General features: G+C 61.1%; 23 protein-coding genes and 1 tRNA gene. 4 read left to right on the forward strand and 20 right to left on the reverse strand.

Annotated elements, in window-relative coordinates; all coding sequences use genetic code 11:
* Nucleotides 1-51 precede the first annotated feature (51 nt).
* From RAK1035_RS00495 to RAK1035_RS00545, 11 genes are all read right to left on the reverse strand, one after another.
* Nucleotides 52-1,095 (reverse strand): aliphatic amidase, encoded by a 1,044-nt coding sequence (locus RAK1035_RS00495; RefSeq protein WP_008280651.1) that lies wholly within the window; start codon nt 1,093-1,095, stop codon nt 52-54.
* 48 nt (nt 1,096-1,143) lie between these two features.
* Nucleotides 1,144-1,974, reverse strand: coding sequence for an urease accessory protein UreD (locus RAK1035_RS00500; RefSeq protein ID WP_008280652.1), 831 nt, complete (start codon nt 1,972-1,974; stop codon nt 1,144-1,146).
* Complete coding sequence (ureG, locus tag RAK1035_RS00505; protein ID WP_008280653.1) at nt 1,971-2,630, reverse strand: urease accessory protein UreG; 660 nt, start codon at nt 2,628-2,630, stop codon at nt 1,971-1,973. Before ureG ends, RAK1035_RS00500 begins: the two co-directional genes overlap by 4 nt.
* Complete coding sequence (ureC, locus tag RAK1035_RS00510; protein WP_008280654.1) at nt 2,627-4,339, reverse strand: urease subunit alpha; 1,713 nt, start codon at nt 4,337-4,339, stop codon at nt 2,627-2,629. Before ureC ends, ureG begins: the two co-directional genes overlap by 4 nt.
* A gap of 2 nt (nt 4,340-4,341) precedes the next feature.
* Nucleotides 4,342-5,037 carry an urease subunit beta gene (locus RAK1035_RS00515; RefSeq protein WP_008280655.1) on the reverse strand — a complete coding sequence of 232 codons (696 nt, stop codon included), beginning with the start codon at nt 5,035-5,037 and terminating at the stop codon, nt 4,342-4,344.
* Between the two features lie 29 nt (nt 5,038-5,066).
* Nucleotides 5,067-5,750: an urease accessory protein UreF gene (locus RAK1035_RS00520; RefSeq protein WP_008280656.1), complete on the reverse strand. Its 684-nt coding sequence runs from the start codon at nt 5,748-5,750 to the stop codon at nt 5,067-5,069.
* A complete protein-coding gene (gene ureE, locus RAK1035_RS00525; protein WP_008280657.1) occupies nt 5,747-6,211 on the reverse strand; it encodes an urease accessory protein UreE in 465 nt (154 codons plus the stop codon). The genes RAK1035_RS00520 and ureE overlap by 4 nt, the downstream gene beginning before the upstream one ends.
* A gap of 374 nt (nt 6,212-6,585) precedes the next feature.
* Nucleotides 6,586-7,194: an ANTAR domain-containing response regulator gene (locus tag RAK1035_RS00530; protein WP_008280659.1), complete on the reverse strand. Its 609-nt coding sequence runs from the start codon at nt 7,192-7,194 to the stop codon at nt 6,586-6,588.
* Nucleotides 7,191-8,354 carry a transporter substrate-binding domain-containing protein gene (locus tag RAK1035_RS00535; RefSeq protein WP_008280660.1) on the reverse strand — a complete coding sequence of 388 codons (1,164 nt, stop codon included), beginning with the start codon at nt 8,352-8,354 and terminating at the stop codon, nt 7,191-7,193. The genes RAK1035_RS00530 and RAK1035_RS00535 overlap by 4 nt, the downstream gene beginning before the upstream one ends.
* Nucleotides 8,355-8,940: 586 nt before the next feature.
* Nucleotides 8,941-9,017 (reverse strand) — tRNA-His (locus tag RAK1035_RS00540).
* A 41-nt stretch (nt 9,018-9,058) separates the two neighbouring features.
* Nucleotides 9,059-9,544 carry a GNAT family N-acetyltransferase gene (locus RAK1035_RS00545; protein ID WP_008280661.1) on the reverse strand — a complete coding sequence of 162 codons (486 nt, stop codon included), beginning with the start codon at nt 9,542-9,544 and terminating at the stop codon, nt 9,059-9,061.
* A 76-nt stretch (nt 9,545-9,620) separates the two neighbouring features.
* Here RAK1035_RS00545 and RAK1035_RS00550 point away from each other — a divergent pair, with 76 nt between their 5' ends.
* Nucleotides 9,621-9,809, forward strand: a complete 189-nt coding sequence (locus RAK1035_RS00550) for a DUF6324 family protein (RefSeq protein WP_008280662.1) — start codon at nt 9,621-9,623, stop codon at nt 9,807-9,809.
* Here the strand turns inward: RAK1035_RS00550 and RAK1035_RS00555 are convergent.
* The 6 genes from RAK1035_RS00555 to RAK1035_RS00580 form a co-directional block, all read right to left on the reverse strand.
* The gene (locus RAK1035_RS00555; RefSeq protein WP_008280663.1) at nt 9,804-10,247 is read right to left on the reverse strand and encodes an MmcB family DNA repair protein; all 444 of its coding nucleotides are present in this window, start codon (nt 10,245-10,247) and stop codon (nt 9,804-9,806) included. The genes RAK1035_RS00550 and RAK1035_RS00555 overlap by 6 nt on opposite strands.
* A 266-nt stretch (nt 10,248-10,513) precedes the next feature.
* Nucleotides 10,514-10,843, reverse strand: coding sequence for a hypothetical protein (locus RAK1035_RS00560; RefSeq protein WP_008280664.1), 330 nt, complete (start codon nt 10,841-10,843; stop codon nt 10,514-10,516).
* A 182-nt stretch (nt 10,844-11,025) separates the two neighbouring features.
* Nucleotides 11,026-11,508 (reverse strand): transcription antitermination factor NusB, encoded by a 483-nt coding sequence (gene nusB, locus RAK1035_RS00565; protein ID WP_008280665.1) that lies wholly within the window; start codon nt 11,506-11,508, stop codon nt 11,026-11,028.
* On the reverse strand, nt 11,505-12,050 hold the full coding sequence (locus RAK1035_RS00570) for a 6,7-dimethyl-8-ribityllumazine synthase (protein ID WP_037297472.1): 546 nt from the start codon (nt 12,048-12,050) through the stop codon (nt 11,505-11,507). The genes nusB and RAK1035_RS00570 overlap by 4 nt, the downstream gene beginning before the upstream one ends.
* 5 nt (nt 12,051-12,055) lie before the next feature.
* Nucleotides 12,056-13,207, reverse strand: coding sequence for a 3,4-dihydroxy-2-butanone-4-phosphate synthase (gene ribB, locus RAK1035_RS00575; RefSeq protein WP_008280667.1), 1,152 nt, complete (start codon nt 13,205-13,207; stop codon nt 12,056-12,058).
* 68 nt (nt 13,208-13,275) lie between these two features.
* Nucleotides 13,276-14,166, reverse strand: coding sequence for a LysR family transcriptional regulator (locus RAK1035_RS00580; protein ID WP_008280668.1), 891 nt, complete (start codon nt 14,164-14,166; stop codon nt 13,276-13,278).
* 101 nt (nt 14,167-14,267) lie between these two features.
* On the opposite strand from RAK1035_RS00580, the gene glyA reads away from it, so the two are divergent.
* Nucleotides 14,268-15,584 carry a serine hydroxymethyltransferase gene (gene glyA, locus RAK1035_RS00585; RefSeq protein ID WP_037297475.1) on the forward strand — a complete coding sequence of 439 codons (1,317 nt, stop codon included), beginning with the start codon at nt 14,268-14,270 and terminating at the stop codon, nt 15,582-15,584.
* Nucleotides 15,585-15,716: 132 nt separating this feature from the next.
* Here glyA and RAK1035_RS00590 read toward each other — a convergent pair whose 3' ends face one another.
* Nucleotides 15,717-16,997: a DUF3422 family protein gene (locus RAK1035_RS00590; RefSeq protein WP_008280670.1), complete on the reverse strand. Its 1,281-nt coding sequence runs from the start codon at nt 16,995-16,997 to the stop codon at nt 15,717-15,719.
* Between the two features lie 251 nt (nt 16,998-17,248).
* On the opposite strand from RAK1035_RS00590, the gene RAK1035_RS00595 reads away from it, so the two are divergent.
* Nucleotides 17,249-17,500, forward strand: a complete 252-nt coding sequence (locus RAK1035_RS00595; protein ID WP_008280671.1) for a type II toxin-antitoxin system Phd/YefM family antitoxin — start codon at nt 17,249-17,251, stop codon at nt 17,498-17,500.
* Nucleotides 17,497-17,766, forward strand: a complete 270-nt coding sequence (locus RAK1035_RS00600) for a Txe/YoeB family addiction module toxin (RefSeq protein WP_008280672.1) — start codon at nt 17,497-17,499, stop codon at nt 17,764-17,766. Before RAK1035_RS00595 ends, RAK1035_RS00600 begins: the two co-directional genes overlap by 4 nt.
* 53 nt (nt 17,767-17,819) lie before the next feature.
* Here the strand turns inward: RAK1035_RS00600 and RAK1035_RS00605 are convergent, their stop codons facing one another.
* Both RAK1035_RS00605 and RAK1035_RS00610 read right to left on the reverse strand, forming a co-directional pair.
* The gene (locus RAK1035_RS00605) at nt 17,820-19,253 is read right to left on the reverse strand and encodes an NAD(P)(+) transhydrogenase (Re/Si-specific) subunit beta (protein WP_008280673.1); all 1,434 of its coding nucleotides are present in this window, start codon (nt 19,251-19,253) and stop codon (nt 17,820-17,822) included.
* 13 nt (nt 19,254-19,266) lie between these two features.
* Complete coding sequence (locus tag RAK1035_RS00610; protein ID WP_008280674.1) at nt 19,267-20,841, reverse strand: Re/Si-specific NAD(P)(+) transhydrogenase subunit alpha; 1,575 nt, start codon at nt 20,839-20,841, stop codon at nt 19,267-19,269.
* Nucleotides 20,842-20,949 lie beyond the last annotated feature (108 nt).

The raw sequence follows: 20,949 nt of genomic DNA on the forward strand, positions 1-20,949 counted from the left end.
GTTTCCATCAAAAAGGGGGGTCGGCGGACGTTCCGCCGACCAGACTGTCGATTACCGATGCGTTTCCTTGGTTTTCTCGTTCGGGATGCCGTCGATCGGGCATTCCTCTGAGCCGACGGTGGAACGGGTCATGGCCTCGACCATCTCGCGCGTGCCTTCGGGGTCTTCGACCCATTTGCGATAGAAATCATAGGGCATTTCTGCGGTGCCCTTGTCCCCGTCGCCCGAGTTGATCATCCCCGTGTAGCCACGATGCACGAGCTTGAAGAGGTGGTTGTTGGATTGCAGCGTGCGCCGCGCTTCGCGGATCGCCGTGACCGAAAGGGGCGCAAATTGAATGCCCATTTCCTCGGTCCCGCACTCTCCCAACGTGCGCCCGTCAAAGCCGCAGATCGTCGAATGACCAAAGAAGCTGAACACACCATCAAAGCCGGTTGCATTGGCCACGGCGACATAGGTGTTGTTGGCCCAGGCCATCGCCTTGGCCATGGTGATCTGCTGTTCCTTGGCTGGATACATGTAGCCCTGACAACGCACGATCAGTTCGGCACCCTTCATCGCGCAATCGCGCCAGATTTCGGGATAATTGCCGTCATCACAGATGATCAGGGAAATCTTGAGCCCTTTGGGGCCTTCGCTGACATAGGTACAATTGCCCGGATACCAGCCCTCGATGGGCACCCAAGGCATGATCTTGCGGTATTTCTGAACGATTTCACCCTTGTTGTTCATCAGGATGAGCGTGTTGTAGGGGGCTTTGTTCGGGTGCTCTTCGTGCCGCTCGCCGGTCAGTGAAAACACCCCCCAGACATCCGCCGCAATGCAGGCCTGGGCAAAAATCGCCGTCTCCTCGCCCGGAATTGACGCGGCGGTCTCGTACATTTCCGTCTCGTCATACATGACGCCATGAGAGGAATATTCAGGGAAGATCACCAAATCCATGCCCGGCAGGCCGCGCTTCATGCCCTTCAGCATCTCCGCGATCTTGTGGCAGTTCTCGATCACCTCGGCCCGCGTGTGCAGCCGGGGCATTTTATAGTTCACCACCGCGACTCCGACGGAGTCGTGGCTGCTTGCGATATCACCGTGATGCATGGTCTTTGATCCTTCTGATTTCAGGAGTGGCAAATGTGGTGGTTTGGGTCATTTCCGGCGCTCCGCGGGTGGCTGACCGTCCAGCACGGTCGCGGCGGCCCGCCAAAAGGCGGCCATCACTTTGGACAGCGCAGCCCCGTCCGGGGCTAGAAAACGGATGAGGGCGATATCCCGGTCACTGAACACAGACAGGCCAGCATAAACGCCGGGCACGGTGTCTGCCGCACGTTGCATCTGCGCGCCCGCATCTGCGCACCCGACGACAATCATCATCCCCGAACACGCGAACCCACCCGTGCGGGCGGGCCAGTCGGAACCGCATAGATCAAAGCGATCAAGCAGCACCGTCCCCTCGGGGCTGATAAGTTCAACCTCGTTCTCAAGTCGTGAAAACGGTCGTGCATGCCCCTCGGGATCATGGCTGAGTTGCGCGTCCCCCAGGATCACGCGAGCCTCCCGTCCAAACCTCGCCGTCACACGGTTGCAGAACTTGGCACCGGTCATCAGGATCGCGGGATCGGGCAGGTAATCCAGCCGGGCACCCTCCGCAACATCGAGACAGACCGTTTGCCGGGCCCCCTCTCGTCCGCGCGCGTCATGCACGATGGTCGAGGCCTGTGTCGTGACATGCACCTGCGCCCCCGCATCAAGCCCGATTTCAAGCGACAGGTCATCGCCCGCATAGACCCCACCCGACGACGATTGCAGATAGAGCGTTGCCATTCCCTGCGGGTCACCCGAATGGTAAAAGGGCCGCGTGATGTGAAACGGATGCGGCGTGAACTGCCGCGCAAGAAATGTGCGCCCACCAAGAGCACGAAACCGAAGCTCCGCCGCAACCGGGCGCGCGCCGAGGCCTATCGCGCCAAGGGCGTTCAAGGCGCGACCCCCCGAAACAGCAGCTCACGCGCCAGCATGTCGACGATTTCGTCCACGCCTGTGATGCGGGCCCCTTTGCAGCAACAGCCGATCACGGGCGCCTTTGCCCTGATCTCGCGCGCCTCAATCAGGATTTTATCCGCATCAACAAAGACATGCGGCGCAAGGTCCAGCTTGTTGATGACCAAAAGATCGCATTGCAGGATGCCGGGGCCGCGTTTGCGGGGGATATCGTCGCCCTGCCCCACGTCGATGACGAACATCCACCAATCCACCAGATCAAGCGAGAAGGTCGAGGCAAGATTGTCGCCCCCTGACTCGATCAGGATCAGGTCAAGCCCGGGAAATCGGGCCTCTAGATCATCGGCGGCAGCGATGTTGAGCGTCGGGTCCTCGCGGATCACGGTGTGCGGGCAGGCCCCGGCCTCGACGGCAGATACGCGGTCTGGATCTATCAGGCCGCTGGCCTGCAAGCGCCGGGCATCCTCTTTGGTGACAAGGTCATTGGTCACCACGGCCACCTCGATCGCACGCGCCTTAAAGACCGGCATCATCGCCTCGATAAGCGCCGTCTTGCCCGAGCCGACAGGCCCGCCGATCCCGATACGGGCAGGACCGGGATTGTTGCTTTTGCTCAGGGGAATAAACTGGTTCATCGCAGCATATACCTTTGCGTAAGCGGCAGGCTTTCCGCTGGCTCGCAGGTGGCAAGAACGCCATCCACGAACACCTCGAAGGTCGCGGGATCCACGGTGATGTCAGGACAGGCATCGTTGAGGAACATGTCCGATTTGCGCAGCGTCCGCGTGCCCTGCGCGGGCAACAAAGCCTTGGTCAGGCCCAGCCGCTGTGCCAGACCGCCATCAATGGCGCGGGGGTTCACGAAACAGGCCCCACAGGCTGGCGCGGCCTTGCCGAAAGACCCCCATTGCGGTCGCATCATCAGCGGCTCGCAGGTCATCAGCGAGGCGGCACTATCGCCCATCGCACCCCATGCGATAAAGCCGCCCTTGACCACCAACTCGGGCTTGATGCCGAAATATCCCGGCTTCCACAGCACGACATCCGCCATCTTGCCCGGTTCAAGAGACCCGATGTGATCGGCAATGCCAAAGGATCGCGCGGCGTTGATCGTGTATTTCGCGATGAACCGTTTGATCCGGTGATTATCGCCTTTTGCTACGGTTTCTTCGGGCAGACGCCCGCGTTGAACCCGCATCTTCGAGGCAAGCTGCCATGTTCGGGTGATAACCTCGTGAATGCGGCCCATCCCCTGACTGTCCGAGCCCAGCATCGAGATGGCACCGATATCGTGCAGCACGTCCTCGGCGGCAATAGTCTGCGCGCGGATGCGGCTTTCGGCAAAGGCCACATCCTCGGGGATCGACGGATTCAGGTGATGGCACACCATCGTCATATCGAGATGTTCGTCGAAGGTGTTGATAGTGAAAGGGTTTGTCGGATTGGTTGACGATGGCAGGCAGTTCGCCCGCCCCGCCACCGTAATGATATCGGGGGCATGGCCGCCCCCCGCGCCCTCGGTGTGATACATGTGGATCGTGCGATCCCCGATGGCCCGCAGCGTATCCTCGACGAACCCGCTTTCATTGAGCGTGTCGGTGTGAATCTGCACCTGAAAATCAAGCGCATCGGCGACTGTCAGGCAGGCATCAATCGCTGCCGGCATGGATCCCCAGTCTTCGTGGATCTTGAGACCCAGACAGCCGTTCTCGATCTGCTCGACCATCGCGTCGGGCTGATGGGCGTTGCCGCGCCCCAAGAACCCGAAATTCATCGGCCAATGCTCGGCGGCCTGTAGCATTTTACCGGTGTTGAACACGCCGCCACAATCAATCCCGACTGTGATCGGCCCCAAGGACCCGCCCAGCATCGTCGTGATACCTGACGACAGCGCATGCTCTACCAGTTGGGCACTGTCGAAATGCACGTGCACGTCAATTGCACCCGCCGTCGCGATCATGCCTTCGGCGTCACGCACGGTGGTGCCAGCCCCCACAATCAGGCGCGGATCAACCCCGTCCATCGTCGCCGGATTGCCAGCCTTACCAATGGCGGCGATCTTGCCGTTCTTGATGCCAATATCGCCTTTGACGATCCCGACGACCGCGTCGATCACCACGACATTGCAAATCAGCATATCGAGCGATCCGCCCGCACTTGTCACGCCTACGGCCATGCCAAGCCCGTCGCGCAGGGTCTTGCCGCCCCCATGCAGGCATTCGTCCCCGTAGACCGTGAAATCATGCTCGATCTCGGCCCATAGCTCGGTATCGCCAAGGCGGATCATGTCGCCCGTGGTCGGGCCGAACATCGCCGCATAGTCCGCTCGCGTCATCTTTACCATGATCAGGCCCCCTTGAATCCCGCAGCGCGTGCGCGTTCTAGCGCCGCGATCTTGTTGGCCTCGTTGACCTCGCCATTTGTCAGATTGTTCAGCCCGGTCAGCCGCTTCTCACCGCCAAAGGTGCAAAGGCTGACCTCTTTTTCCTGTCCCGGTTCGAACCGCACGGCTGTGCCCGCCGGAATATTCAGCCGAAAGCCGAAGGCGGCGGCGCGGTCCATGTCCAGCGCCTTGTTGGCTTCGAAAAAATGATAGTGACTGCCAACCTGCACCGGGCGATCCCCGGTGTTGCGCACGGTCAGGGTGATCGTTTCACGCCCGGCATTGAGCTCTATCTCACCCTCCGCGACGCGGAATTCGCCGGGTCTGATCTCGGCATCCGCCACGGGGTTTGCACCGGGGCGGATCGGATCATGAACCGTGACCAGCTTGGTGCCATCTGGAAAGACACCCTCGACCTGTATCATGGGAACAAGATCGGCAACGCCGGGCATCACATCGTCCCGCGTCAGGATTGTCGATCCATAACTGATAAGCTCGGCCACGCTGCGCCCGTCGCGCGCGCCCTCTAGGATTTCGTCGCAAATGATGGCAATTGCCTCTGGCGCGTTCAGGGCCAGGCCACGGTCGCGACGCCGCCGCGCCAGTTGCGCAGCGGTGAAGATCGTCAAGCGTTCAAGTTCGGTCGGTGTCAAAAGCATTCCGTATCCTTGATCCTCATCATGGTCTTTCAGGTCGCAAAAAGGCTGGCATGCGCAGTGGGGCGGCGGACGGCGGCAATCTCGGAGAGGGGTGAAAAACTCCCCGGTTTCTCGGGGCATGGCGTGCTCAGGTCTTTGGCCATCGTTGGCGCGATCTGAGCCAGCAGCGACTGCGCCTCAATGGCTCCTAGCGAGCCAAGGCGCACCGCAGCCGAGGTGAACGCCGTGACCACCCCGTTCAGCGCACCAGCCTGGGCCTGCAAGGGCGACAGCCCCAAGCCGGCGGCCACGACACCTTGCACCACCGGCTCATAGCCCCCCGCATGGCCCCGCATGGCCTGAGCGATGGCCGCGTTGAAGCTGGCAACGAATGGTGTGCCGATACGGCTATGAACGGACAACAAAGAGCGTCCAATCCTGCGCGAGGCGTCCGCCAACCGGTCCGAGGTGTTCTGAACGTGGCACCGCGCATCAATGTCCAAAAGCTGCTGCGGATCATGGGCCGCGTCCATCGCGCAGAGCAGGAAGGGGCGATCAAAGCTGAACCACCGAGGGATGATCTGATGCGTGAGTATCCCGTGAACACCTGTGGCATCGCGCACCTTGCCCTCGTTCGTGAGGGTCTCAAGCCCGGACGAAAACGCGAAGGCCCCCGAAGGAAAGGCGCTATCGGTCGTCTGCAACATCCTGAGCAGAGACAAGGCATCCGTCATGGCACAGCGACCTCAGCGGTGCGCAGGGGGCGGATTTCACCCGACTGAATCATCGGCTCCAGCCGGTCGAGATAGACCCGCCGCTCAGTCTCGACAGCGATCAAAAGCACATCGCCCTCAAAACGCACCCGCCAATGCAGGTTGCCCGCGAAATACCCCAATCTGAGCGCTGTGGCCGCATCCCGCGCCACAAACCGCAGCCAGTCCTCGGTCTCGACGCGCACCACGAGTGCCGCAGAGGCCTTCAATTCCAGAATTGCACCATCAAACAGCTGTTGGCTCCGGGGCAGCGCAATCGCAACCTCGCGCCCCGCATCCGTTAGGCCCCGAAATCGGCGACGCGCCAGATCGGACCGGGACAGGCGCAGGTGGTCAACCGCATGGGCGTGGTCCAACCGGTGCAGATCCTCGCGGAAACCGGGTTGATCGGCCGCACCGATGATGTCGGAGAATATGTTCATAGCATGCGCCCACGACTAGAGACGCACCTGCAATGCAAGCGGTGAAGCATAGCCTTACTCCTGGAAGGTCGGCGTGTTGAAACTCCGTCAAAACCGAGCACGCCGATGCGAAAAGTGAATTTGCCGGTGAAAGCCAGAACAGGATTGTAATGCTCACGCGCAGGCGTTCAGCACATCACGTTGAGGCTCAGATCAGACATAAGACGGCGACCCTGCATTTCATGATGCAGCCTTTTGGAGGTCAGATCCCCTAAGGGGCGGTCAGGCTTGGATACGACACTGCATCCACCGTCATCAACGCGCAGGGTCATAGTAAGATTGCGCGTTCAGCCTTCTTCCGTGTTGGCAAGCACCTATGGTTGCCAACGGTTTAACTATACATCGCTTCGCTTCATTGACAATAGCTCACTCGCGCTGATGATCGCTTGGGCCATGTCATCTATGGAAATACGCTTGGACATTGCCTGTTCTCTAAGCACTCGATGCGCATCACACTCGCTAAGATTGTGCATTTCCATCAAAATCAGCTTGGCCTTGGCCAAAGCCTTCTGACCTCTGATCTTTTGTTCCAGCCGCTCGATCTGTTCTTGATAGGCAAGCTGCTGCTGCCAAATCGCACGCGCGAGGGCAAGATTGGTCAGCACGCCAAAGCTCTTGACGGGCTTTGAGGTGGCAGCCGTCGCATTCAAATCCAGCAACAGTTGCAGCATGGCCGGGTTTTCGTAATTCACCAAACCGATGATGGTCGGCCCCGGCTTCCCGGTTCGCTTCAACATCGCTTTGATTTCTTCATGGTGGTCACAAAACAGACCGATGAACGCCACGTCGATCTGCTCGGCCAGCGTGTTGGGTGGCGGCCATGCCAGGGATTTGCGGCAACCGATCCGGCCAAGTTGGTCAAGAATCATCATGCCATCCTCATCGGGGGGATGCACAACGACAACTTCAATCTCACGAAGGTTTTTTAATCGAAAGATGCTCATGATAGGCTGCTCTTGGCAAAAGCGGCATGTGAAAGGGCAACTGGATCTTCCAGCTGGATAAGATAAGGCGAGGGGATCACCGGCGAAGACGCTTCCCGCACGATCCGGAACTTGCCATCCGCATCGACAATGGCGACCCTAGGCCACAACACCGTGTGATTTGTTGCCGCGTCAACGCGCACCAAGCCCTGCGGGGCCTCTAGTGAGAAGGTCGGCAGAACACGCAACAGATCGTCGCGATCGGTTCCCCCGGCCTGCCGTACGGCCTCTGCGAATAGCTTGACCTGAAAATATGCAGCCTCCGCCTCGGCGCAAAGCGATGCCTCTTCTCCGAAACGCTCCCTGAAGCGCGTGACGAAGCGGCGGTTCACGTCACTGTCGATCACGCTGAAATACGGAGCTGCCTTGATATTGCCCTCTGCCGCACTTCGGCCCATCGCGGCCATCTCAGGTTCGCCCGCAGTAACCGAACAAATGGGCATGATCGTCCTGTCAAAGCCCGCGTTGTCATAAGCCCTGTAGAAATCAACGGCATCCGTTCCGACCAACGTGGAAAACACGATGACAGGCTGGCTTTGCTTGATCCGGTTGATGACGCAGTCGATCTCGTCGCCGGTCGAACCCAATGGGATGTAAACTTCATCCACGACATCCGCGCCGCGATTAGAAAGAAGATCACGCATCAGGCGGTTGATTTCGTATGGAAAAATGTAATTCGAGCCAACAAAGAAAAAGCGGCCGCCATAGGTCTGCGTCATGAAATCGGCGAGCCATTTGGCGCTCTGATTGGGGGTTGCACCAGAATAGATGCATCCCTTCGCGTATTCGAATCCCTCGTAATGTGTCGGGTAGAACAAGGTCGACTTGTGATCGTTCACGGTCTGCAGCACGGCCTTGCGACAAGAGGACATGTAGCAACCAAATAGGGCATCTACCCGCTCCTCGGACAGCAATCGGGCACCTTCTGCCCGGAACGCGGCAGGATTGGATCGCGTGTCACAGCCGGAAAACAAAAGCTCTTCGCCCAGAAGCCCACCATCCTGATTTATCTCTTCAACAGCCAATATGGCCGCTTCTCGCTGCTGGCTTTCAACCACGGACGTCACGCCGGTTCTGGAATAGAGAAAACCGATCTTGACCGGCGTTTTGTCGAGATTCATTGTCTTTCCCCGTGCAGGGGTAACACATCAGCCATCACTGACCGCGTGCCCCATCGCGAAAGTCCTTGTCCGAACCTGATGCTCTTACCCGACGAGCTAAGCACAGCGATTTTGCAAATGACGCAAGCATTTGCGCTTTAAACGGGGCCGAACATGCAATGACTTGTCCGCCGCGCCGAAAAATTAAGCAGCCCCAACAGGATTTGCCTGTTTTTCTGATAGATCGCAGCCTGAGGACATAAACGGCGCGGATACCCTGACGTCAGAGCCGCGTGGCGCAGAACTGAGTGTTCCAGAGGCGGCGGTGCTCGGGGCACCCAGCCGGGCTTCGGGGCCACCTCTCACGTTTTCAACCGAATGCGATGTCTTGAGATCACAGCTACACCTGCGGGCATTGGCGGCGTCAGAACGGCCCAGACCAAAGCCCGCGTGGGAATCACCTGAGGCGCAAGATCAAACGCTCAAGGCGCTCGCCACTACGAGTTCCAAGGGTTGATGTCGAGACCATTCCGTTGGTCTCGAGGGACATTCCCCAAAGATCCCAACATCTAGGCGGCGTACCTGTATAAATTCGTAGATTTTTTGATGGTACCGCCTCCCTGGCTTGAACAGGGGACCTCTGGATCCACAATCCAGCGCTCTAACCAACTGAGCTAAGGCGGCACTGGGGGGCGATTTAGCTTTACCGTCTTCGGAATGCAAGTCTAATGAAAGGCGATGTCCCAGGTTTGTTCCAGTAAATCACAGCCATAGGCCCGCACCGGGCGCGCTTGGGCAATCCGCCACCCATTGCGCGCGTAAAGGGCACAGGCGGCGCGGTGGCTCTCATGGGTGGCCAGCGTCATGCCCGCATAGCCCTTGGCCCGCGCAAAATCCATGCAATGCCCCAGCATCCGCTGACCAAGCCCCCTGCCCCGCGCCTCAGGCTCCAACAGAAAAAGGCGCAGCTTGGCCACATCGGCACTCTGCGCCACGCAGAAGATCGAGCCAAGCCGCCGCCCCCCCGCCTCGGCAATCCAGCCTGCTTCCCGTGCAGGATCGTGCCGCGCCAGATAATCCGCGATGATCTTGGCCACCAGCGGCGCGAATGTGCCGTCAAACCCCGCCTCACGCGCATAAAGCGTCCCATGACGCTCTATCAGCCAAGGGGCATCCTCTGATTGGAACAGGCGCAGCGTGATCGTATCCATACCCCAGCAAAGCGCCAAGACGCTTGTCAATCAAGGGGGAAAGGGATAGCACGCCCTTTGTTGCAAGGAGAGCGCCATGGGTATCAATTCAGAGAGCGACATCGAGGCCAACCTCCAGATCGGGCCGACCGATCAAGGCATGGTCCGCCTCTATATCGAGGCGCAGGGCATTGACCTTCCGATGGATTTCACGCCCGAAGAGGCCGAGGAAATCGCCCAGGAAATCATCGCCTCCGCTCAGGCCGCGCGCGCCAAGGGCTCATAAGCGCGGATCAAGCAGCGATTGCAGCCGCCGTGCCGCGTGCCGCGCGAATTTCCGCGTAAGCGCGGCGCGACGCGCGCCCGCAAGCCGGGTTTCGGGCCCCATGCGTATGATCTCGGCGCTATAGGCATCAGCCAGAATCAGGCCGGTGCCCTCTGGCAGCAAATCCACCGGAAATTCGGCATCCACCGCCCAGAAATAGCGGTCACACCATTGCAGATAGCCCTGCCATTTGGCATCCGCCATGAAATCGGCACGGCTTGATTTGCACTCGATCACCCAGATCTCGCCCTTGGGACCCAGCGCCATCACATCGACGCGCCGCCCCCGCTCGGGCACAAATTCTACTATCGAATCAAAATCATGGCTGCGCAGGTGGCGGCAAACGCCCCGCGCCAGAACCTGCCCCGGTTGCAGCATCTGATCGGTTCCAAAATCCATGACGGGATTATGAACAAACCACGAACGCGCGCAACCCCTTGTCGAAGGGCAAACAAAGGCTTACCTCTGGGGCGTGACGGGTGCTGTTCTTCTCGATAACGGTTGCATTCCAGTGGCCTTAAGCAATTCCGAGGGAATTGGCTCTGTCTGGACCCTGGTCCAGTTACCCGATGCCCACCTGTACATACAGGTCCTCGGGAATCATACCACCGAACGGTTGCTACGGGCCCGTCACACCCCTGATGCAGATCGGAATTGCGCGGCGCTCAGCGCCGCGGTGCCGGGCGACGCCGATCGTCCACGCGCACCGGAATCGCCATATATTCCCGCGCCATGACACCCTGACGATGGCCACCGCGCGGCTCGTCGTCATCGTCATCCTTCATCCGCATGATTGCGATGGCGAATTGCACGCCAGCAAAGACGATCCCATTGGCGAACCACAGGACGACAACCGCCAAAAGCCCTTTGTCGGAATGTGTCACCAGATGCCACAGATTCGCGATATTGAACCACAGCAACATGGCAACAAAGGCCCCCGCGATGCCAAAACCGATGGCGACCTGCGTGATATAAAGGCGGACAAGCTTGGGCATTTGACGACTCCTTTGCTTACAGGCTGAGTCTACGCCTTTGGCACGGGATTACAAGTCAGCGCCCCGCGACCCTTTCACCCTATGGCTTCATTTGGCCGAAAAACTTTTGTGGCGCGCCGGTATCATGCCAATTCTGCGCGCGCAAAGGCAACGGGCCGGCCTCAATGCGCGCAGCCCGAGGATCAAAACGCCTCGGGCCGTGCCTCGCGCGCCATATGATCCAGAACGGCATTGACGAATTTCGATTCCTTGCCGTCCGGATAGAACGCCTTGGCGACATCGACATATTCCATGATCACCACCTTGGGCGGTGTGTCGGATTGCACCAATTCCGCCCCTGCCGCGCGAAAGAGCGCGCGCAGCGTCGGATCAATCCGGGCGATCGGCCACTTCGCCACTAGGGCGCGGTCGGTCATCTGATCAATCTTGGCCTGCCAGCTGACCGCATCGTCAAGCAGCTTGCGAAAGAGGTCAACATCGCCCTCGGCCATGTCCACGCCTTCATCCACCTCGGCGCCAAAGCGGAAATCGAGAAACTCCTCGCTCACCGTGTCCGAGCTCTGGCCGGAGTGTTCCATCTGAAACAGCGCCTGCACCGCATAAAGCCGGGCGGCGGATTTCATCTGGCGCTTGCGGTTGCCAGAGAGAGCGGGATCGGTGGTCATGCGACGGGTTTGCCTTTTGTTGCGCCTGCGATCTGGATGTCATCGGTCGCGGGCTTGAATCCCACGCCCTTGCGCGGGCCGCCCCATTTACGGGCCAAAGCCACCAGATGCAAGGCCGCCGCTGCCGCCCCCGCGCCCTTGTTCATGGCCTTTGGATCGGCGCGCACCTCAGCTTGGGCACGGTTTTCCACCGTGAGGATCCCATTGCCGATGCACAGGCCCTGCAAGCCCAACAGCGTGATACCGCGCGAGCTGTCGTTGCACACTGTGTCGTAATGCGTGGTCTCGCCCCGGATCACACAGCCCAATGCGACATAGCCGTCAAAATTGGCCATACGCTCGGCAATGCCGATGGTGGTGGGGATTTCCAGCGCGCCGGGCACTTCGGCAATCTCGAAGATGCCGCCTGTCGCCTCGATTTCCGCTGTGGCCCCGGCAATCAGATTGTCGGCAATGTCGCGATAAAACGGTGCCACGACGATCAGGATCTTGACCGGCTTGTCGAATTCCGCGCGCGGCAGGGTGTATTCGTGTTCCGCCATCTTTTTCACTCCTCCGTCAGGGGCCGGGTGCCGGTGATCGAAATGCCATAGGCATCCAGCCCCAGATACCGGGTTTTCGGACTATCGGTCAGCAGGATCAATTCCCGAATACCCATTGTCGACATGATCTGCGCGCCAAGGCCCGTGTGTTTGATCGTGCGCGGCGCATCCTCATCCTCCATCTCGCCTGCCAGCTTGGGCCGGGGTTGGCGGAACAGGAACACCGCACCGCGCCCCTCGCGGGCGATGATCTCCATCGCGCGCGGCAGCTTGCCTGTGGGTCCGTGGGCGCGTTTGCTCAGCCCGATGCCCAGCACATCCTCAAGCGCATTCAGCGCATGGGTACGCGCCAGCACGGGCCGCCCATCTGTGATGTCGCCCTTGCTCAGCACCACATGCTCGGTTTGGGTGATCTGATCGGCAAAAATCCGCATGTCCCACGCGCCCCCATGGCTCGAGGTTACGGATTCCCGGCGCATTTCGATGATCAGATTGTCATGCTTGTGGCGATAGGCGATCAGGTCGGAAATGGTGCCGATTTTCAGATCATGCTTGGCGGCAAACTCGATCAGGTCGGGCAGCCGCGCCATAGAGCCGTCTTCCTTCATAATCTCGCAGATCACCCCCGACGGGTTCAGCCCCGCGAGCCGCGCGATATCCACCGCCGCCTCGGTATGGCCCGCGCGCACCAGCACGCCGCCGCGCCGCGCCCGCAAAGGAAAGACATGCCCCGGCGTCGCAATCGCCGCCATGGTGTTTTGCTCGTTGATCGCCGTGGCGATGGTCAGCGCCCGGTCGGCTGCGGAAATGCCGGTGCTTACCCCTTCGCGCGCCTCGATAGAGACGGTAAAGGCGGTCTCGTGGCGCGAAGAATTATTGACTGCCATCAGCGGCAATCCCAGCCGGTCAATCCGCTCGGCCGTCATCGGCAGACAGATTAGGCCACGCCCATGCATCGCCATGAAATTCACCGCCTCAGGCGTGGCAAATTCGGCGGCGATCACCAGATCGCCCTCGTTCTCGCGGTCCTCATGGTCCACGAGAATAAACATGCGGCCCGCGCGCGCCTCTGCGATGATCTCTTCGGTGGGCGCGATGGCATGGCGCAAATCGGCCTCGACGGGGCCGGGTTTCTCGAATGGAACGGTGTCGGACATGGGCGCGCCCTCCGGGGTGTTGCAACCCGGCCCGGATACCGCAGCCGCGCGGCAATGGCCAGAGGGGATCAACCCGTGACCTGCCCCCCAAGCAACGCCAACACCCGCGCCAGATCGGCGCGGGGCGGATCAAAGGCCGGATGTTCCAGCACCAGCGCCTTGCCGGTCGGCACAGCCAGATCAAAGGGCGCGACAAGGCTGCCGTCGTCCAAGGCGCTCTGCACAAGGCTTTGATGCCCCATCAACACCCCGGCCCCATGCCGCGCCTCCTCTAACGCGATGGCATAAAGCGAATAGCGCGGCCCGGTGGTGGGCAGGCTGATGCCCGGCAGCCTCGCCCGTGCCCAAAGCGCCCAATCCTCGGACCAGAGCGCATCATGCAACAGCGTTTGCCCCATCAGATCGGCAGGGCTGCGCAAACCTGCGGCCATCTCGGGCGCGCAGACCGGCAAGATCATATCCTGCGCCAGCACCTGTTCGCCCCGCACCCCCGTCGGGGGCCGGATGAAAAGGCTAAGATCAAAGAGATCCCGCGCCAGATTGGGCGGGTTCTCGATCGCCGAGACGGAAATATGCAACGACGGCAGCGCCGCACGCACCACAGGCAGGCGCGGCGAGAGCCAGAGTTGCGCCACCGATGGCAGCGCCGCGATATGCAGCGCGCCATGGCGCGCGGCACTCCGAAGGCCATACACCGCCGCCCCCATCGCATCAAAGGCCGTGGCAAACCCCGGCAGCGCCTCTGCCCCCAGCGCCGTCAGCCGCACCCCCTGCGAGCGGCGCTCGAAAAGGTCCGCACCAATCCACGCCTCCAGCGCGCGGATATGCTGCGAAATCGCACCGGGGGTGACGCAAAGCTCTTCAGCGGCATTGGCAAAGCCGCCCAGACGCGCGGCCGCCTCAAAGGCGCGCAACGCATTGAGCGGCGGCCCCTTGGGGCGCGGAGGGGATACAGACATTTTCTAGCCTTAGTTTTTCTACGCTGATATTTACATATTCTCATTTGCGCCGTCCAGACCGCCACGCCATCCTGCCGGAAACCGATCCAGAGGAGACCGACATGACCCTTGCCCGCCGCCCTTGGGTGCCCCCGCTATGCGAAGACCTGATCCAGACGCTTGCCACCCGCACCGCCACCCAAGACGCAGGCACCATCGCCGCGCGCATCGAGGCGTTGGCGCAGGACAATCGCCGCATCCACAATGCTGAATGCTTCAACCTCAACCCTGCCACCAATGTGATGAACCCGCGCGCCGAGGCGCTTTTGGCCTCTGGCATCGGGTCGCGCCCGTCGCTGGGCTATCCGGGGGACAAATACGAAATGGGGCTCGAGGCGATCGAGGAAATCGAGGTTATCGCGGCAGAACTCGCCGCCGAGGTGTTCGGTGCCCGCTATGCCGAAATCCGCGTGCCGTCGGGGGCCATCGCCAATCTCTACGGTTTCATGGCCACCTGCAAACCCGGCGACACGATCATTGCGCCGCCTGCCAGCATCGGCGGTCATGTCACCCATCACGGGGCGGGCTGTGCCGGGCTCTACGGGTTGCGTATCCTTGAGGCCCCAGTTCACGCCGATGGCTATACGGTCGATGTCGACGGGCTGCGCGCCTTGGCCAAGGCCGAACACCCCCGGCTGATCACACTTGGCGCGAGCCTCAACCTACAGGAACATCCCGTGCGCGAGGTACGCGCAATAGCCGATGACGTCGGCGCGCATCTGCTTTTTGACGCGGCGCATCAATGCGGCATCATCGCGGGTGGCGCATGGAAAAACCCGCTCGATGAGGGCGCGCATCTGATGACGATGAGCACCTACAAAAGCCTCGGGGGGCCTGCCGGGGGCCTCATCGTCACCAACGACACCGCTCTGGCGCAAGCGCTGGATGCCATCGCCTTTCCGGGCATGACCGCCAATTTTGACGCGGCGAAATCGGCGGCTCTGGCGGTGACGCTGCTGGATTGGCGCAGCCATGGCCACGCCTATGCCGCCCAGATGATCGCCGTGGCGCAGGCGCTCGCCACGGCCCTCGAGGCCGAGGGCCTGCCCGTCTTCAAGGCCGGGGGCATCGCCACGGCCTCGCACCAATTCGCCATCGCGGCGGCGGGGTTCGGCGGCGGTCAGGCCGCATCCAAGACGCTGCGCCGCGCGGGCTTTCTTGCCTGCGGTATAGGCCTGCCGATTGCGCCCGTGGCGGGGGATATGAACGGGCTGCGCATCGGCACGCCGGAACTGGTCCGCTGGGGGGTAACGCCAGAGCATGCGCCGCGCATGGCGGCGCTCATCGCGCGGGCGCTGCGCGGCAATGACCCCGATGCGCTGCGCCCAGAGGTCTCAGACTGGCGCCAGAGCTTTGACCGGCTGCATTACATCACCTGAACCGCGTTAGAGCGGGCTGCGTCTGATCGGGTTCAGATCGCCCCGGCCCCCGAGCCGGGGCCTCGGGGCTGCCTCGGCAAGGTCCCGGATCAAGCGCGGAACGTGTGTGGTTTCGATGGGGCGCACCGCGCTCTAATGCAGCTTTTTGCGAATCCGCTGCACCATCCACCACACAAGGGCAATAACCGGCAGGGTGACGGCGGCGGTGACGCTGCCCTTGCTCATGCCAAGCGCCTCGGCCAGCGGATACAGAAGGTAAGAGGCGAGCGACACCGCGTAATAGCTGATCGCCACCACAGACAGGCCTTCAACGGTCTTTTGCAGCCGCAGTTGCAGATCGGCGCGCTTGTCCATGCTCTCCAAAAGCGCCTGATTCTGCGCGCTGCGCTCTACATCCACCCGCGTGCGCAGCAATTCGCCCGCCCGCATCGCCCTATCGGCCATGGCGTCCAGCCTGTCCTTGGTGGCGCGCACGGTGCGCATCGCCGGATCATAGCGGCGCATCATGAATTCCGCGAATGTCTGCCGCCCCTCAAAGCGTTCCTCGCGCAAGACCGCAATCCGTTGGTTCACGATCTGCTCATAGGCCGCCGTCGCGCCAAAGCGGAAGGACGAGCGCGCGACCAGCGCCTCCAACTCGGCTGAAACGCGCAACAGGCTTTGCAACGTTTCCTCCGCTGGCTGGCTGCCACCGGTCATATCGTTGATCAGGCGGCTCAACTGGCTATCGGTGTCGCCCATCTGGCGGCCCATCTCGCGCACGCGGGCAAAGCCCAGCATCGACATCGCCTTGTAGGTCTCGATCTCGCAGAGGCGCTGCACCACGCGGCCAATCCGGCGCGCGCCCGTCGTGGGGGCCACATGCAGCGAAAACCGCAAATGCCCCGCCGGATCAATCCGGAAATCCCCCGCCATCACGGCGGCATCATCCAGCACTCGCGCCACAGCCACGCTCTCGGACACGAACCACTGGTCGATCTCGTCACGCGTCGCCTCGCGGCTCTTCCACGGGGTCACCCGGATCATCGCCGAGGTCACGCGCAGCCCCGGCGCATCCGACAGCCAATCGCTTGGAAAGACCTCGAAATCCGCCGGATCAAACGGCCGCGCACTGACCCCATCGGTAAAGACGGTATAGGTCACCATCTCGGTATGGCTTTCCCATTTCAGACTGTGCCGCCCGATCTGGCCGGAATAATGCGTGGCCCCCGGCTGCGGATGCTTGGCCCCATAGCGATCCAAAAGTGCCACCAGATGCGCCAGATCCGCCGCGCGATCGCGCTTGGCCGCATCATGCGGTTGCTTGACGGCCAAATAAACGGCGGTGCAAGGGGCCTCAAGCGACGGGAATGGCCGCGCATGCAGCTCATTGGCCATCTCATAGCGCAGCGGGTGGTCCTGAATGGGGGGCATGCGCCGTTCTCCTGATCCTCAGCGCTGCATACCCCGTGCCGCGCCTGCAAAAAAGAGGTTTTTCGTTCAACCCCAATGATTTAGCGGAACACAAGTGTATACTGCCCGCGTTTCGCGCTTCATCCTTCCCAAATTACTCAAATTCCGACCGTTGCCAAAGGGGAATGCGTCATGGCCCGCAGCCCACGACCGCCACCTTGATTTGTACAGAATTATGTGCATATACGCATTACAGACAAGGGGGGCCAGATATGGACGTGTTCACCTATACCGATGCCCGCGCCTCGCTCAAAGAGGTGATGGACCGCGTCATTCACGACCGCACAGAGGTGGTCGTCACCCGCAAGAACCGCGAGGCGGTGGTGATGATCTCGCTCGACGAATACAACGCCATTCAGGAAACCCTCCACCTCCTCAAAAGCCCGGAAAACGCCCGCCGTCTGCACCGCTCGATTGCGCAACTGACCGCCGGGGATGGCATAGCGCGTGACATCGACGGGTGAGGTTGGTCTTTTCCGACGACGCTTGGGAAGATTTTCTCTGGTGGCAATCCACCGGGCGCGACAAGGGGCTGAACCGGGTCATTGATCTGATCAACGCCACCAAGCGCCTGCCGTTCAAGGGCATCGGCAAGCCTGAACCGCTCAAAGGCGATCTCACCGGCTGGTGGTCACGCCGGATCACCGACGAACATCGCTTTGTCTACCGCGTGAGCGGCAAGGGCGAGAGCCAACAGCTCGACATTGCGCAGCTCAGATATCACTACTGACAAACGCAAAAGGGCGCCCCGCAAGGCGCCCTTTTTCTTTTCCACCCAAACGATTAGTCGATCTTGGGCAAGAGGCTCGACAGGCTTGCCTTGGCATCGCCATAGAACATCCGCGTGTTGTCCTTGTAGAAGAGCGGGTTCTCGATCCCCGAATAGCCGGTGCCCTGCCCGCGCTTCGAGACGAACACCTGCTTGGCCTTCCAGCATTCCAGCACCGGCATCCCGGCGATGGGGCTGTTGGGATCGTCCTGCGCCGCCGGGTTCACGATGTCGTTCGAACCGATGACGATGGCCACATCCGTATCCGGGAAATCCTCGTTGATCTCGTCCATTTCCAGCACGATATCATAAGGCACCTTGGCCTCGGCCAAGAGCACATTCATATGCCCCGGCAGACGGCCTGCGACCGGGTGGATGGCAAAGCGCACGTTCTTGCCCTTGGCCCGCAGCTTCGAGGTCAGTTCGGAAACCGCCCCCTGCGCCTGTGCCACCGCCATGCCGTAACCCGGAATGATGATGATGCTGTCGGCCTCGTTAAGAGCCGCCGCGACACCATCGACGTCAATCGCGATCTGCTCGCCCTCAACCGCCATCTGCTCGCCTGCCGGGCCGCCAAAGCCGCCCAGAATGACAGAGATGAACGAGCGGTTCATCGCCTTACACATGATGTAGCTCAGGATCGCCCCCGAAGAACCGACAAGCGCACCGACCACGATCAGAAGGTCATTGCCAAGGCTGAAACCGATCGCCGCCGCCGCCCAGCCCGAGTAGCTGTTGAGCATCGAGACCACCACGGGCATGTCGGCCCCGCCGATCCCCATGATCAGATGATAGCCGATGAAGAACGCCAGAAGCGTCATCACCACCAGCGTCCAGATGCCAGCATCGTTGAAATACATGACCCCCAGAACCACCGACAGGAACGCAGCCCCCGCATTAAGAACATGCCCACCCGGCAGTTTCTTGGCCGCGGTATCGACCTTGCCCGCCAGTTTGCCAAAGGCGATGATCGAGCCGGTAAAGGTCACGGCCCCGATAAAGACGCCCAAGAACACCTCGACCCGCAGGATTGCCACCTCGACGCTGGTTTTCTTGGCCAGCACAGCGGCAAAGCCCTCAAGCCCCTCGCGCGCGGTCTCGTCCATCGCCAGCACGCGGCCCAGTTCGATATCGGCGTTAAAGCCCACAAAGACCGCTGCCAGACCCACAAGGCTGTGCATCGCCGCCACAAGCTGCGGCATCTCGGTCATTTGCACGCGCGTGGCCACCACATAGCCAATCGCACCACCCGCCGCGATCAGCACCAGCGACAAAAGCCAGAGCCCGGCACCGGGGCCGATCAGCGTGGCGACAATCGCCAGCGCCATACCGGCCATGCCATACCACACCGCGCGCTTGGCGCTTTCCTGCCCCGAGAGCCCGCCCAGAGAAAGAATGAAGAGGATGGCCGCCACCACATAGGCGGCCGTCGTGAAACCGTAATCCATGATCCTCTACTCCTTATGACTTCTGGAACATGGCGAGCATGCGCCGGGTGACGAGGAAGCCACCGAAAATATTGATCCCGGCCATGAACACCGACAGCGCCGCCAGCAGAATGACAAGGAAAGACCCAGATCCGATCTGCATGAGCGCGCCCAGGATGATGATCGACGAGATCGCGTTGGTGATCGCCATCAGCGGCGTGTGCAGGCTATGCGACACGTTCCAGATCACCTGGAAGCCCACGAAAACGGCCAGCACAAAGACGATGAAATGCTGCATAAAGCTGGCCGGGGCCACCAGACCCACGGCGAGAAGCAGGGCCGCACCCCCCACCAAAAGCGTGACTTGGCTCTTGGTCTGCGCCTTGAACGCCGCCATCTCTGCCGCGCGCTTTTGCTCTGCGGTCAGCTCTTTTGGCTTTTCCTTGGGCTTGGCGGCAGCAATCGCCGCAACCTTTGGCGGCGGCGGCGGGAAGGTGACAGCGCCCGCATGGGCGACCGTGGCCCCCCGGATCACGTCATCCTCCATGTTGTGATTGACCTTGCCATCTTTCTCGGGGGTCAGGTCCGTCATCATGTGGCGGATGTTCGTGGCATAGAGCGTCGAGGATTGCGCCGCCATACGGCTGGGGAAATCGGTATAGCCGATGATGGTCACGCCATTCTCGGTGACGATCTTCTCATCCATCACCGTCATCTTGCAGTTGCCGCCCTTTTCAGCGGCAAGGTCCACGATCACAGAACCGGGCTTCATCGCCTTGACCATATCCTCGGTCCAAAGCTCGGGCGCTTCGCGGTTCGGAATGAGGGCGGTGGTGATGACGATATCCATCTCCGGGGCCAGTTCACGGAACTTGGCCAGCTGCGCCTCGCGGAATTCCGGGCTGGACACCGAGGCATATCCGCCGGTGGCGGCCCCGTCCTGCTGCTCTTCCTTGAAATCAAGATAGACAAACTGCGCGCCCATGGATTCGACCTGCTCGGCCACTTCGGGCCGCACGTCAAACGCATAGGTAATGGCCCCGAGGCTGGTCGAGGTGCCAATCGCCGCCAGACCGGCAACGCCAGCCCCGACGATCAACACCTTGGCCGGGGGCACCTTGCCCGCCGCCGTGATCTGCCCGGTGAAGAAGCGGCCAAAGTTGTTGCCTGCCTCGATCACCGCGCGGTAACCCGCGATATTTGCCATTGAGGACAGAGCGTCCATCTTCTGCGCGCGGCTGATACGCGGCACCATGTCCATGGCGATGACCGACGCGCCTTTTTCGGCGAGCAGTTTCATCTGCGCCTCATTCTGCGCCGGCCAAAAGAAGGAGATCAGAAGCTGGCCTTCGGTCAGGCGCTTGGCCTCCGTCTCGCTGGGCGGGCGCACCTTGGCTACGATATCGACGGCCTTGTAAAGCGCGGCGGCGGTCTTGATCACCTCGACCCCAGCCGCCTCATAGGCCGCGTCCGAGAACCCGGCCGCGGTGCCAGCACCACTCTCGATGGCGCAGTCATACCCAAGCTTTTGCAGTTGCAGGGCCGAATCGGGCGTCATGGCAACCCGATTCTCACCCTCATGCACTTCCTTTGGCGTTCCGATCTTCAATGCTGTCTCCCCCTTTGGCAGATGACGTGTATTCTTGGCCCCGCAGCGCGGCGTGCCGGTTTCCTTGTCCCGAACGTCGTTATTTCACACTATTTCATGAGTGACGAG

The organism is Roseovarius sp. AK1035 (assembly GCF_003288315.1).
Classification (GTDB): Bacteria; Pseudomonadota; Alphaproteobacteria; order Rhodobacterales; family Rhodobacteraceae; genus Roseovarius; species Roseovarius mucosus_A.